This window comes from Singulisphaera chitinilytica (genome assembly GCF_049331405.1).
Taxonomy (GTDB): domain Bacteria; phylum Planctomycetota; class Planctomycetia; order Isosphaerales; family Isosphaeraceae; genus PoT.
On the sequence record NZ_CP186274.1, the window covers coordinates 1,513,358 to 1,525,910 of the forward strand.

The 12,553-nt window shown below is 67.5% G+C and carries 13 protein-coding genes and 1 pseudogene; 6 read left to right on the forward strand and 8 right to left on the reverse strand.

All coding sequences use genetic code 11. The features are described 5' to 3' along the window. Positions 1-297 precede the first annotated feature (297 nt). From ACOYYX_RS05825 to ACOYYX_RS05860, 8 genes and pseudogenes are all read right to left on the reverse strand, one after another. Positions 298-837: an SRPBCC family protein gene (locus tag ACOYYX_RS05825; RefSeq protein WP_422928990.1), complete on the reverse strand. Its 540-nt coding sequence runs from the start codon at positions 835-837 to the stop codon at positions 298-300. A 51-nt stretch (positions 838-888) separates the two neighbouring features. Next, positions 889-1,278 (reverse strand): VOC family protein, encoded by a 390-nt coding sequence (locus tag ACOYYX_RS05830; protein WP_422928991.1) that lies wholly within the window; start codon positions 1,276-1,278, stop codon positions 889-891. 39 nt (positions 1,279-1,317) lie between these two features. Beyond that, positions 1,318-2,136: an SRPBCC family protein gene (locus ACOYYX_RS05835; protein ID WP_422928992.1), complete on the reverse strand. Its 819-nt coding sequence runs from the start codon at positions 2,134-2,136 to the stop codon at positions 1,318-1,320. A 2-nt stretch (positions 2,137-2,138) separates the two neighbouring features. Continuing rightward, a pseudogene (locus tag ACOYYX_RS05840) lies at positions 2,139-2,764 on the reverse strand (ArsR/SmtB family transcription factor). A gap of 77 nt (positions 2,765-2,841) precedes the next feature. Beyond that, on the reverse strand, positions 2,842-4,440 hold the full coding sequence (locus ACOYYX_RS05845; protein WP_422928993.1) for a hypothetical protein: 1,599 nt from the start codon (positions 4,438-4,440) through the stop codon (positions 2,842-2,844). 257 nt (positions 4,441-4,697) lie between these two features. After that, complete coding sequence (locus ACOYYX_RS05850; protein ID WP_422928994.1) at positions 4,698-5,507, reverse strand: anti-sigma factor domain-containing protein; 810 nt, start codon at positions 5,505-5,507, stop codon at positions 4,698-4,700. Continuing rightward, positions 5,504-6,067, reverse strand: a complete 564-nt coding sequence (locus ACOYYX_RS05855; RefSeq protein WP_422928995.1) for a sigma-70 family RNA polymerase sigma factor — start codon at positions 6,065-6,067, stop codon at positions 5,504-5,506. Before ACOYYX_RS05855 ends, ACOYYX_RS05850 begins: the two co-directional genes overlap by 4 nt. Positions 6,068-6,139: 72 nt before the next feature. Beyond that, positions 6,140-6,622 carry a fasciclin domain-containing protein gene (locus ACOYYX_RS05860; RefSeq protein ID WP_422928996.1) on the reverse strand — a complete coding sequence of 161 codons (483 nt, stop codon included), beginning with the start codon at positions 6,620-6,622 and terminating at the stop codon, positions 6,140-6,142. A gap of 316 nt (positions 6,623-6,938) precedes the next feature. Between ACOYYX_RS05860 and ACOYYX_RS05865 the strand changes: the two genes are divergently transcribed. The 6 genes from ACOYYX_RS05865 (at position 6,939) to ACOYYX_RS05890 (ending at position 12,550) form a co-directional block, all read left to right on the forward strand. Next, entirely contained in the window at positions 6,939-7,241 is a 303-nt protein-coding gene (locus ACOYYX_RS05865) for a hypothetical protein (RefSeq protein ID WP_422928997.1), read from the forward strand. Positions 7,242-7,250: 9 nt separating this feature from the next. Further along, positions 7,251-8,276, forward strand: a complete 1,026-nt coding sequence (locus tag ACOYYX_RS05870; protein ID WP_422928998.1) for a DUF6745 domain-containing protein — start codon at positions 7,251-7,253, stop codon at positions 8,274-8,276. Positions 8,277-8,348: 72 nt separating this feature from the next. After that, positions 8,349-9,266: an STM4015 family protein gene (locus ACOYYX_RS05875; RefSeq protein WP_422928999.1), complete on the forward strand. Its 918-nt coding sequence runs from the start codon at positions 8,349-8,351 to the stop codon at positions 9,264-9,266. Next, positions 9,256-10,425: an STM4014 family protein gene (locus ACOYYX_RS05880; RefSeq protein WP_422929000.1), complete on the forward strand. Its 1,170-nt coding sequence runs from the start codon at positions 9,256-9,258 to the stop codon at positions 10,423-10,425. Before ACOYYX_RS05875 ends, ACOYYX_RS05880 begins: the two co-directional genes overlap by 11 nt. After that, positions 10,422-11,222, forward strand: coding sequence for an STM4013/SEN3800 family hydrolase (locus tag ACOYYX_RS05885; RefSeq protein WP_422929001.1), 801 nt, complete (start codon positions 10,422-10,424; stop codon positions 11,220-11,222). The genes ACOYYX_RS05880 and ACOYYX_RS05885 overlap by 4 nt, the downstream gene beginning before the upstream one ends. Further along, entirely contained in the window at positions 11,219-12,550 is a 1,332-nt protein-coding gene (locus ACOYYX_RS05890) for an STM4012 family radical SAM protein (RefSeq protein ID WP_422929002.1), read from the forward strand. The genes ACOYYX_RS05885 and ACOYYX_RS05890 overlap by 4 nt, the downstream gene beginning before the upstream one ends. Positions 12,551-12,553: the final 3 nt, after the last annotated feature.

Sequence of the window (12,553 nt, forward strand, 5' to 3'; positions counted from 1 at the left end):
AGAGGGATGTCGGTATGTAGTGACTTTGTAACATCGCGCGTTCCAGTAATGTCATCCGCATCGTAGTGAATTGATTGTGAACGCGCGATCGTATGATTATGATAGGTGTACAATGTGGTCATTCGATGGATTGGCCTGCTTGAGATTGTCGACCAAGGCACATCGCTCGTGATGCAGCTTGATCAGCATGACCGATGACCGATGACCATGGCGTATTCCTTCGGGGTCACCTGCATCGATTTCGGATACCCCGGGCGGACCAAAGATGGTAGGCCGGGGGTAGTTGCATCGCAGAACTCAGGGCTTTTCCAGGAGGGCCTTGAGGTTGGCGAGGTTAGTGGCCATGTCCTTGCCGATGCTGTCGCGGACGTAGTAGCAGAGGAGGTTCATGGGGTAGGGGATCATGCCCGTGTAGACGGACTTGACCCGGGTTTGGGACTCGCCGAGGGCCTCAGTTATCGTCGAGGCGGGGTTGGTCGAGACGAACGGGTCCTTGATGCGGATCTCGACGTCGACGCGTTCACCCTCGGCGATCTTCTTGATCTCCTGCTCCCCCTTGCCGACGTCCTGGTTGTCGCTCTCCCAGGCCATGATGAACCCCACGGTGCCGTCCGTGCCCGTGTAGGTCGTCTTCATCTTCGGGTCCATCAACGCCCACTTGCTGTATTTCTCCTGGTTCTTGAGGCTCTTGACGAACGCGAAGACGGCCGGCTTCGGCTTGTCGATCGTGACCTCGCGCTCGACCACGAAGTCCCTCGGCAGGAAGAGGGCGACCAGGAACGGCGACGAGAGCAGGAGGACGAGCACGATCGTCGCGGTCTTGAATTTCTTGTTCATGGAGCCATCTTCCCGAAAACCGTGAGTGAAGGAATCCGCAGGCGAAACGAATCAGGCCGACTCGGGCGCCATCTCCGGGCCCTCGATCAGGCCGAAGATATTGCCCTCGGGGTCGACCAGGGCGGCGATGGAACGGCCGCCGGGCACGGGCATCTTGGCCAGGGCGACCCTGGCACCCAGGGCCGTCGCCTTCTCGACGGCCTCGTCGATGCTCGCGACGTCGACGTAGTTCGTCCAACGCTGCCGGTCATCCGTCCGCGTCAGGACGGCGCCGGTGATCCCCGGGCCCCCCTCCTCGCCGCCCCGAGAGCAGAAGAAGTAGTCGAGGCCGGGGACCTCGGCCTTCGCGAACGACCAGCCGAAGAGCTCGCCGTAGAAGCGGCTCAGGGCCTCGGGCTGCGCGGACGGGATCTCGAAGTGGACGATGCGATTGTGGGCCATCGGAGGGCTCTCCTCAAGGACGTAGGGGTGATCGGATTTTCAGCAGGACGCCTGGGGTTGGCCTTGCGCCGGCAGGTTGGCCTGCTGCCAGGCCTGCCAGAGCGGCTCCTGCGTCGCGACGGCCGCCGCGGCGTCGGGGCCGTAGAGGTAGAAGCGGATCGAGACGATGGTCTGGCCCCCCATCGAGGCGGAGAAGAAGTGGGCGACTCCGCCGGTCGGGTCGTCGAGCCGCATCAGGATCTGGTTCGAGTGCCCCTCGCTGCCGGTCGACTCGACGACGCCGCCGAACTCGGGGGAATTGCCCGTCGACTTGCGGGCGTCGCCCTGATTCGCGCCGGCGAGGCCGAACGCATCGGTGATGGTCTGCCAGGCATCGGAGGCCGACACGGCGGGCATCGCCAGGAGCTGGAAGGCCGAGCAGGGCTGCCCCTTGAAGTGGGTGAGGTAGATCCGCAGGATCTTGAAGTAGTCAGGCCACCCCTTCTCGACGTTCTCGAGCTGGTCGTCCCAGTCGTCGGTGCTGGCGAAGAGGCTGTGGACGACGCGGACGACGCAGGTGCCCCCCTTGCGGGCCTCGACCGTCCACTCGGTCGCCATCACCGGGCCGTCCGGGCCCATCATGCCCGACTCGGCCGCGAACCGCCTCGGCGGCTCATAGGCCGTCTGCTTCGCGACGGCGACCATGCCGGGGCCGAAGTGCGAGACGACCGTGCCGTCGTCGCGGCGCTCGGTCGGCACGAACCAGGCCGAGACCCCCGGCCCCGTCGCGATCGCCTCCCAGACCTCCTCCGGCGTGCCGGGAACCTCCGTCTCGACCGAGATCCAGCGCTTGCCGTCTTCGCTCTTCTGCACGCTCATGTTCATTCCTTTTCGGGAGTCGGTGTCGGAGTAGGAGAAGGCGGCGCGGGGTTGTGTGGCAAGGGGTGCGCCAGGACGAGCAGGCGATGCCAGCGCCCTTCCTCGCTCGAGTCGTCGTGGTAGCGGGCGGCCAGGTCTTTCACGGCCGCCGCCAGCTCCTCGCTGAACGCCGCGCGGTCGGCCGCCGAGCGGAACCGGATCTCCGCGTCGATGGAGAGGGTCGCAACGCGCTTCTCCGTCTCCCTCGAGCGTCTGAGTAAGGCCCCGACCTCGCGGATCGCCCGCGCGGCCAGGGCGATCAGGTAGCTCGCCGAGAGGTGGTCGGCCGCGCGCCCCGGATCCGAGGCGATCGGGCCCAGGGCCCCCGGCGAGACGACGTATGACGCGGCCGTCGCCACGAGCAGGCGCTCGGTCAGGCCCCCCAGCGCCGCTCCTCGGCCACCTCCACCAGGCCGTGGGCCTCCAGCGTCCGCAGGTGGTAATTCACCTTCTGACGCGTCAGGCCGACCCGGCTCGCCAGCGACGCCGCCGACGCCGGCTCCACCATTTCAGACAACAGCCTCGCCCGTATCGGGTCCAGCGCGACCGTCGCCGCCGCCGGGTCTTCGATCACTTCGAGTTCGATCATGGCCGAATTCTGCCTTTGACAAATTAATTTGTCAAGGCGGGCACGCGATTTCGGCGGGGGCGTTTTCGCGAGGGGGGTCAATGCTTGATGCGCTGGAAGATGTTGAAGACGGCGTCGTTCATGAGGTACATGCGGCCGGGGAGGAAGTCGACGGCCTGGATCTTCGGCGTGACGTCGAACTGGGCGGCCACGCGATAGGCCTGGAGGAAGGTGGGATAGCGCTCGACCATCCGCTGCGACTCCCAGGGGCGGAGCACGACCCAGTCGGGCCGCAGCGCGGGGACGACCGAGTAGAAGTCGCGGCCTTCTTTCTGGGCCAGGCGCGAGACCTCGGGGGCGACGAGGCCCGGCCAGTCGCGGATCTTGGCGTCGCTGAAGTAGCCGATGTAGCCGGTGCATTCGAGGTAGACGGTGTCGCCGGGCTCCATGTGCCGCTTGAGCCAGTCGCCGACCCTGGCGCGGTTGCCCATCTCCACCTCGGCCATCTGCACCCTCATCTGGGTCGCGGTGCAGACGTAGAGGGCACCCCGCTCGGCCGCGATCGCCGCCAGGATCAGGCCCGCGACGACCGCCGCGATCCTCCCGCGTCCTGCGACGACTCCCACGAGTGTCGTCACCCCTCGAGCCAGCACGACCAGGCCCAGCATCAGGGCCGGGGGCGCATACCAGGGGAACATGTAATTGAGCAGCGATAAATAGAGCCCGAGCATCGCGAACGCGAGCGAGCAGGCCCGCCCCAGTCGATCCGAGGTCGGCAGGATCCAGTACGAGGCGCAGAAGACCCCGAGCCCGGCGCTCCAGTGGTAGATCCCCGGATACCAGTCGAAGCCGCCCCCCATGTCGAAGTAGATCGGCAGGAAGACCTTGGCGATCCCGCCGAGGTAGCGCTCGATCGGATTGAACCCGCCCCCCGTCCACGAGACCAGGTTCGACTTCGCCAGCACCGTCTGCGGCACGGGCGAGCCGTAATACCACCAGGCCCCGCCGAACCAGGGGAGGTAGACCGCCGTGCAGACCGCCGCCGCCTTGAGGATGTCGACCAGGCAACGCCGGCGCGACCCCTTGCTGAAGAGGATCTCGACCGCCGACATCGCCGCGATGTAGACGCAGCCATCGGGCCTCGTCCACATCAGGCCCCCCCAGCAGAGGCCCAGATACAGCCACCGCCCGGGAAAATCGCGGAGGAGCAGATCCACCTGCCAGGCCAGGAACATGAGCATGAACGCGGTTTCCATGCCATTGATGGTGAACGACGCAGACTTCACCTCGAGCGCGTAGAGGACCGCCAGCGCCACGCGCGGGAGCCATCGCGTCGGCTCCTCTCGCTCCATCCGTCGCCAGAGCAGGAGCCCCCCAAGAGCAAAGGCCGCGATGCTCAAGACGCGGAAGCCCCAGATCGCCCCGACGTACGATCGCATGCCCGTCGCGAGATAGCAGAGCGCCGGCAGGAGCGTCCCCAGCGGCGACGTGAACCCGTGCACGCGCTCGCCGGGGTAGTAGACCATGCCGTGACCCTCGCAGAGGTTCCGGCTATGGCGGAATGTGATGAAGAAGTCTTCCCAGATGTGATTCGTATAGAGGGCGAACGCGAAGGGGCTGAGCCCGAGGACGCCGAGCAGCAGGATGGTGCCTCGCCCGGAGAGTCGCCGTGGTGGCACATCTGTGATCGTGGCCATGATGCGGAGAGCCCTCCCTGCGCAGCCCTGGGCCGTCGGAGTATGCACACCGATATCATACGGGATGGGTTAAGGGTTGGGCACAGGGGAGATGCTCACCAGTTCGTTGAAGGGTCCCTTGCGGAACGAATGCGATCGCCTGGCAGCCTCGCCCGGCTCGCCGGAAATGTTGGGGCGCAAGGGGGTTACGGCCGATGACCCGGCTCATGCGAGGTGAGTTCGAGCGTCTATGCCGGTTCAACCAGGATGGGCGGCCGTCAGCCGGCCTTGATAGGCGGGACCTTGGCGAGGAGGGGGAGTCGCTCTCGGGTGGAGACGACCACGCCCCCCGGGGGCTCGACGGTCACGGCAAACAGGGTAGGGCGGGTAACCCCGAGCTTGATCCGGATCGGCACGACGACATCCCGGACCCCGGCCGGGACGTCGAAGACGCCGCCGTCGACCGGGTAACGCTCGTCGCGGACGGCGTCGAAGACCCACAACTGGTACTGCTCGCGGGTCGGCACGTTCGTCGCCAGCCCTCGGAAACGCATGTAGCCTTCCTGGGCCCGTGTGCTCCAGACCACGTCTCCCGAGGCACCTTGCGCGGAAGGGTCGGCGGTGGCGGTCCAGTCCAGGCGGATCACGTCGCTTCCGGGTTGGCCGAGCCGAGCGATCAGGGCGTCCCGGCGCTCCGCGGCGGTCGGGATCGCGAGCGGGCGAGGGCGGGTGACGCGCCAGAGCCCGAACGCCAGCAAGAGGCCGGCCGCGGCGGCGAGGACGCGAGCGAGCATCCGACGGCGCGGGATTCTCGGCGATTCCAGGGGGGGCTTCGACGCCGGCAGGGCACCCGGGGCGTCGGCGAGGATCAGGCGGGAGAGGTGGGACGGAAGGGGCTCGAGGGTTTCGGGCAGGTGGGCGCGGGTCAGGTCCGCGGCGAGGAATTCGAGGGATTCCTGGTCCGCGATGGGGACGTGCGCCAGCAGGCGCTCGAGTTCCGCCTGGTCCTCCGCCGAGAGCCCGAAGAGGGCGCGATCGGCGAGGAGTTCGAGGGCCCGTTCCCGGGTGGGTTCGAGGGGGCCGGTCATCGGACGTACCCCTCTCTCGCGGGTTCCGCGTCGCTGCCGGCGAGCAGCTCCCGAAGCCGTAGGAGGCCGCGGCGGGCGTGGGCCTTGACCGTCCCGAGCGGCATCGCGAGGGCCGTCGCGATGTCGGACTGGGTCATGCCGCGGTCGATCGCCATTTCCAGGACCATCCGCTGCTCCGGGCTGATCTCGGCCATCCGGGCGCGAATGAGGGACGCCTCGTCCTCGACGGCCAGCCGATCGTCGACCGCCTGATGCGCCGGGCCTCCATCCTCGGGGAGCAGCGTCGTCGCCACCGTCCTCCCGCGCTTTCGAGACCGGTCGATCAGCCGGCGGCGGGCGATCATGGCCACGAAGGTGGGCTCGTTGGCGACCCCCGGATCGAACCGGCCCGCATGCCTCCAGAGGTCGATGAAGATCTCCTGGGCCGCGTCCTCGGCCTCGGCCGGGTCGGCCGAATATTTCCGCGCCAGGGCCCAAACGAGGCCGCCGTACGCCGCCAGGCAGGCGGGTACGGCTTCTCGGTCGCCGCGGGCGATCCGTTCGAGCAGGGTCGTGGACACTCTGGGCGCTACCTCAGCCCGAGGAGAGAGTGGTGGATCGGTCGCGTGCGGACCGGGCCTCCTGCAACCATCTTACTCAGGGATGAGGACGGTGTCGATCACGTGGATGACCCCGTTCGAGGTCAGGATGTCGGTCTTGGTCACCTTGGCGTCGTCGACCTTGACTTTGCCGCCGGCTACATGAATCTTGACCTTCGATCCCTGGACCGTCTTGGCCTCGGTCAGCTTCACGACATCGGCCGCGGTGACCTTGCCGGGGACGACGTGGTAGGTCAGGATCGCGACGAGCTTCTTCTTGTTTTCGGGCTTCAGGAGGCTTTCCAGCGTCCCCTCCGGCAGCTTGGCGAACGCCTCGTCGGTGGGCGCGAAGACCGTGAACGGGCCGTCCCCCTTGAGCGTCTCCACGAGGTCGGCGGCCTTCACCGCGGCGACCAGCGTCTTGAACTTCCCGGCGGCGACGGCCGTGTCCACGATGTCCTTGTGGTCGGCGGCCCGGGCGGGGCCCGAGGCGGCGAAGGCGGTGGCGACGACCATCGAAGCGATGAGGTACTTCATCTCGATCTCCCGTAGGTGTTTGGGGTCCCGTCGGCGTTGCCGGTCGGGTAGGCGTCGAGGTTCGACCTCGACGCTCCAGGCTCGAATTCGCCGGGCGGGCCGGGCCGGATGCAGGGGGACGCGGATTTTTCTCTCGATGGCTTGCGCGGGCCCGCCCCACGGCTCGATCTCGAGGGGGCCGCGGCCTGGCCCGTCGGCCTCGCGGAGGGGCGGGCGGAAGCCGCATCCAGATTGGATTGCATCATCCGCGCGTCTGCATAGAATGGGCGTACAGTTCGACGACGACCGATCCCAATCCCGAGGTAATGGAGGCTCCATGGCTCTCTACCGGCACGGCGATCTCCTGGTCGAAAGCGTCAAGGCGATCCCCGCCGACGCCACGCGGCTGCACCACCTCGTCCTCGCCGAGGGGGAATTGACCGGGCACTCGCACCGGATCGCCGAGCCCGACGCGGCCGAACTCTTCCAGACGATGGAAGGGCTCCACCTCATCGTCAGATCCGAGTCGGCCACCCTCGTCCACCAGGAGCACGGCCCGATCCCCCTGCCGTCCGGCACCTACCGCGTCTGGCGCCAGCGGGAGTACTCGCCCAGGGAAATCCTCACGGTCCGGGATTGAGGTATTCTCATGAAGGCAAACTCGATCTTGACCGAAGAGGCGTACGACCTCCTCGGCCGAGGCAAGCTCCCCGCCGGCTCGCACGTCGAGGGGGTGCTCGACTACTCGGCGAAGTCGCAACGCCGCCTCCCGCCGTCGTTCCCGGAGGGGCTCGCCGTCGACGTGCTGGACGTCTCGGGGAGCAGGATCGAGGCGATCCCGCCCGGCCTCACGTGCTACGACCTGATCGCCGCCGAGACGAAGATCGTCGAGCTTCCGCCTGATATCAAAGTTGAGTCGCGGATCGACCTGACGGGGTGCGAGGGCCTCGAGCGGCTCCCGGAGGGGCTCACGGCCGGGACCCTGATCCTCCGCAACTGCCACAACCTCAAGCGGCTCCCCGAGGGGCTCGACGTCTGGTTCCTGGACCTCACCGGCTGCTGGGCCTTCGACGGCTGGCCCGAGTCCGCGAACATCCGCGGCGGCCGGCTCCAGCTCCGCGGCTGCATGGCGTTGAAGTCGCTGCCCCCCTATCTGAAACGCCTCTCGGCGCTCAACCTGCGCGACTGCCCCAACCTGGCGTCGCTGCCGCCGGACCTCGTCGTCACCGGCTGGCTCGACCTCGGGCACAGCGGGCTCGCCGACGAGTCGTCGCTGCCGCCGGGCGTGGAGGGGACGCAACTGCGCTGGGCGGGCGTGAACGTCGACCGCCGGATCGCCTTCCACCCCGAGACGATCGAGGTGGGCGAGGTCCTCGCCGAGAAGAACGCCGAGCGCCGGCGGGTCCTCCTGGATCGCTACGGCTACGGCCGGTTCCTTCAAGATGCGAACGCGCAGATCCTCGACCGCGACACCGATCCGGGCGGCCCTCGGCAGTTGCTCCGGGTCGAGCTCGACGGCGACGAGGACCTCGTCGCGATGTCGTGCTTCTGCCCCTCCACCCAGCGCCAGTACATCATCAGGGTGCCGCCCGCGACGCCGACCTGCCGTCACGCCGCGGCCTGGATCGCCGGGTTCGACGACCCCGACGACTATCGGCCGCTGATGGAAACCTGAGGGCCCCGGCCTAAGACGAATGCTCGGGCCGCGGCTCGCCCGAAGTCCCTCACCAAACTTCAAGGAATTGGTATGTTCAGCGAATTGTCCACGGAGTTCCGCGGCCGGAAGGTGGTCGAATTCGAGACGTCGGATTCGTGGGAAGGACCCGAGGTCGCGTATGGCTTGCGCGAGGGTTATGACGACGAGGATGGTACGCTCGTCGGCAAACTCGCGGAATTGCTCAAGCAGCCGGGCAGCGACCAGATCACTTGCCTGATCGTAGGGGCATGGGGCGGCGTCTGCGAGGGGGATGGCTCCGAAAAGGTCGTCGACGCCTTCGTCAAGGTCGCCGAGCAACTCCCCATGCTTCGCCATCTCTTCTTCGGCGAGATGACGTATGAGGAGTGCGAGATATCCTGGATCAAGCAGTGCGACCTGACCCCGCTGCTCAACGCCTATCCGCAGCTCAAGTCGTTGCGGGTCCGCGGTGGCACGAGCCTGTCGTTCTCGAAGACGCGGCATGAGAACCTGGAGGAGCTGGCGATCGAGTCGGGCGGCCTCTCGCGCTCGACGCTCCGCGACATCTTCCTCTGCGACTTCCCCAAGCTCGAGCACCTCGAACTGATGCTCGGCGAGGAGAATTACGGCTTCGACGGCGGCGTGGAAGATTTGCAGCCGCTGCTCTCGGGCAAGCTCTTCCCGAAGCTCAAGTACATGGGTTTGATGAACAGTGCCATTGCCAACGAGATCGCGGCGGTGGTCGTCAACTCCCCGATCGTCGACCGGCTCGAGACCGTCGACCTCTCGTGCGGCAACCTCGACGAAGAGGGGGTCAAGGCCCTCATGGGCATGGCCTCTCATAAGAATCTCAAGCAGTTGATCATATCCCACTATTACTGCAACCCGGTGGACGTGGAGCGTCTCGTCAGGGCCATGCCGTTCGAGGTGATCGCCGAGGACCGGCAGGAGCCGGAAGACGAGTGGAGGCCGATCCTCCATGCCGAATGAACCCGGCCCGATGCGTCCAGGGCGGATCGTCGTGCTTGGCGTCCCGGGCTCGCGCCGGGTCTCGTCGTTCGTCGAGGAGGCGAGTCGGCTCGGCATCGACCGGGTCGACGTCGTCTCGTATCTCGACCTGATCGCCGGCGTTGCACCGGTGCCGGGCGTCGGCAGCCTGGTGCGGGTCGAGTCGCCGAGCGAGTCGGCCGAGACGACCCGCGCCATCCTCAAGGCGGGGATCGGGCCGCTCGAGGAGGTTGGCGGGAGGCCATCGTCGTCTGCGGAGATCGACCGGCTCGACTGCGGCCGGGGCGAGATCGTCGCGCCACGGCAGTGGTTCTTTGGGTTTCACGAGGTCCTTGCGCGGCTCGAATCCGCGTGGTCGGGCGATGGTTCGCGCTGGGTGTCGCGGCCGTCGACGATCGCAACGACCTTCGACAAACTCGCATGCCTGGATCTTTGGCGTTCGGCCGGATTGCCCACGCCCGGTCGTCATCCCGACGTTCAGAGTTATGCCCAGTTGCGCGACTCAATCCCGGGCCGACACGCCAGGGTCTTCGTCAAGCTGAGGTATGGGTATTCGGCGATGGGTGCGGTGGCTCTCGAGTGGAGGGATCATCTCGTCCGCGCGATCACCACGACGGAGCGGGTCCGGGCCGAGGGGCGCGACCGCCTCTTCGTCAGCAAGAGGCCCCGGGTCCTGACGAGCGAGCCCGAGATCGCCGAGCTGATCGATGCGCTGGCCGTCGAGTCGATCGTCGTGGAGGATTGGCTGCCCAAGGCCCGATATGACGGGGTCCCTTATGATGTCCGCGTCGTCATGATCGGGGGCAGGGCACGGCACCTCGTCGGCCGGGCGAGTTTCTCGCCGTTCACGAACCTGAATCTGGACGCCCGCCGCATCTCGCGCGAGTCGGTCGAGGCCCACCTCGGCGATGCCTGGGGCGACTTCGAGGCGCTCTGCGAGGGCGCCGCGTCTCATCTCCCCGAGGCCGGGGTTCTGGGCCTGGATGTCCTGATCCGCCCGGGGCGTCGTCGGTTCGCGCTCCTGGAGGCCAACGCCTTCGGCGATTATCTGCCGCGGCTCACGCACGCGGGGCAGTCGGTCTACGAGGCCGAGCTGGCCCATTTCGGGGCGTTGGGGACGGTCGCGGGGGCACTCGCATGAGCCGATCCCGCGGGGATATCGGCGACCTGCTCATGATCACCTTCGACGCCCTGCGGTTCGACGTTGCCGAGGCCGCCTGGCGCGAGGGGCGGACCCCCTTCCTGCGCACGCTGCTGCCGCAAGGCTGGGAACCTCGCCACACGCCGGGGAGTTTCACCTTCGCCGCGCACGCCGCGTTCTTCGCCGGCTTCTGGCCGACCCCCGTCGGGCCGGGCAAGCACGAGCGGCCGTTCGCCCTCCGGTTCCCTGGCAGCCGTTCCATCGGCCCCGACACGACGAACCTGGAAGGCGGCAACATCGTCGAGGGCCTCCGGGCTCGGGGCTACGAAACGATCTGCATCGGCGGCGTCGCCTTCTTCAACCCGGTGACGCCCCTCGGCTCGATCTTCCCCGCCTACTTCGACCGGAGCCACTGGCGTCCGGAGTTCGGCGCGACGGAGGTCCGCTCGACCCGGGCTCAGGTCGGGCAGGCGATCGAGTGCGTCTCGAACTGTGGGACCGATCGCCCCTTGTTCCTGTTCTTGAATGTATCGGCGACGCATCCTCCCACGCGAGGATACGTGCGCGGCTCCAGATCCGAATCGGTCGAGACTCAGGCCGCGGCCCTCGAGTACGCCGACCGCCATCTCGGCCCCCTGTTCGAGGCCTTGAAGGCCAGGGATCGACGGGGGACCGCTTACTTGATGTCGGACCACGGGACGCTCTTCGGCGATGAGGGCTGGACGGGGCACCGCGTCGCCCACCCGGCCGTCTGGACCGTCCCTTACGCCGAATGCCAATGGGGACCGACGCCATGAACGCCGCGCTGCCCATCGTCGAGCCCGAGGATGCGACCGAGGCCGAGCCGGAGCTGACGACTTACGCCTACTCGTATCCGCATAAGTCGTCATATCGGCCTCTGGATCCTCCGGTCCCCATCGCCGAGGCCTGGCGCCGCGAGGACACGAGCCGGCTCTCGCTCTATGTGCACGTCCCCTTCTGCGAGATGCGTTGCGGCTTCTGCAACCTCTTCACGCAGTCGAGGCCGGAAGGCGGGATCGTCGAGGCCTACCTCGCCACGCTCGCCCGCCAGATGCGGGTCGTCCGCGAGGCCGTGCCGCAGGCCATATTCCGCCAGTTCGCGGTGGGCGGGGGCACGCCGACGTACCTCTCGGCCGCGCAGCTCGAGTCGGTCTTCGCCCGCCTGGAATCCACTTTCGAGGTGAAGGTTCGCGACCTCGATGCCTCGGTGGAGGTCTCGCCGACGACCGTCAGCCCCGACCGCCTGGGCGTGCTGGCCGACTTCGGCGTGAAGCGGATCAGCATCGGCGTGCAGTCGTTTTTGGGCTCGGAGACGAAGCAGATCGGCCGCCCGCAGCGTCATGCCTCGGTGGCGACGGCCCTCGACCGCATCCGCGCGGCGGGCTTCCCCGTCCTGAACATCGACCTCATCTACGGCGACCCCGAGCAGACGCGGGAGTCGTGGCTGGCCTCCATCCGCGAGGCCCTGCGATATCGCCCCGAGGAATTGTATCTCTATCCGCTCTACGTCCGCCCCGGCACCGGCCTCGCCCGGGTCGGCTGGCAGGCTGCGCGGCATCGCGATGACCTCTACGTCGCCGGCCGCGATTGTCTGGCGGATCATGGATATGAACAGGCCTCGCTGCGTTGTTTCCGCCTCCCTCGCGAGCAGGCCCCCTCGGCCTACGGCTGCCAGCGCGACGGCATGATCGGGCTCGGCTGCGGGGCGAGGTCGTACACGCAAGGGCTCCATTATTCGAGCCGGTTCTCGGTGAATCAGGCGGGCGTCCGCGCGATCCTCGAGGACTGGGTGCGGCAGCCGGATCGCGACCTCGCGATGGCGACGCACGGCATCCGCCTCGACGCCGACGAGCAACTCCGCCGATTCCTGATCCTGAGCCTGCTCCAGGCCGAAGGCATGACCCTCGCCGAGTTTGCCGCCCGCTTCCCCGGCTCCGACCCGGAGGACATGCCCGAGGTTCGCGGCCTGATCGAGCGCGGCTGGCTCCTCCGCGAGGCCGACCGCCTCGTCCTCTCGCCCGAGGGGCTGCAGCATTCCGACACCGTCGGGCCGCTCCTCTATTCGCCCCCGGTCCGGGAACGGCTCCGCGAGTTCGTGCGATGAGCG

Excerpts from the sequence above, each read along its gene's own strand:
- ACOYYX_RS05885 (WP_422929001.1), top strand. The coding sequence starts at position 10,422 with ATGAGCCGATCCCGCGGGGATATCGGCGACCTGCTCATGATCACCTTC.
- ACOYYX_RS05865 (WP_422928997.1), top strand. The coding sequence starts at position 6,939 with ATGGCTCTCTACCGGCACGGCGATCTCCTGGTCGAAAGCGTCAAGGCG.
- ACOYYX_RS05825 (WP_422928990.1), bottom strand. The coding sequence starts at position 837 with ATGAACAAGAAATTCAAGACCGCGACGATCGTGCTCGTCCTCCTGCTC.
- ACOYYX_RS05875 (WP_422928999.1), top strand. The coding sequence starts at position 8,349 with ATGTTCAGCGAATTGTCCACGGAGTTCCGCGGCCGGAAGGTGGTCGAA.
- ACOYYX_RS05850 (WP_422928994.1), bottom strand. The coding sequence starts at position 5,507 with ATGACCGGCCCCCTCGAACCCACCCGGGAACGGGCCCTCGAACTCCTC.
- ACOYYX_RS05860 (WP_422928996.1), bottom strand. The coding sequence starts at position 6,622 with ATGAAGTACCTCATCGCTTCGATGGTCGTCGCCACCGCCTTCGCCGCC.
- ACOYYX_RS05835 (WP_422928992.1), bottom strand. The coding sequence starts at position 2,136 with ATGAGCGTGCAGAAGAGCGAAGACGGCAAGCGCTGGATCTCGGTCGAG.
- ACOYYX_RS05890 (WP_422929002.1), top strand. The coding sequence starts at position 11,219 with ATGAACGCCGCGCTGCCCATCGTCGAGCCCGAGGATGCGACCGAGGCC.
- ACOYYX_RS05830 (WP_422928991.1), bottom strand. The coding sequence starts at position 1,278 with ATGGCCCACAATCGCATCGTCCACTTCGAGATCCCGTCCGCGCAGCCC.
- ACOYYX_RS05845 (WP_422928993.1), bottom strand. The coding sequence starts at position 4,440 with ATGGCCACGATCACAGATGTGCCACCACGGCGACTCTCCGGGCGAGGC.
- ACOYYX_RS05880 (WP_422929000.1), top strand. The coding sequence starts at position 9,256 with ATGCCGAATGAACCCGGCCCGATGCGTCCAGGGCGGATCGTCGTGCTT.
- ACOYYX_RS05870 (WP_422928998.1), top strand. The coding sequence starts at position 7,251 with ATGAAGGCAAACTCGATCTTGACCGAAGAGGCGTACGACCTCCTCGGC.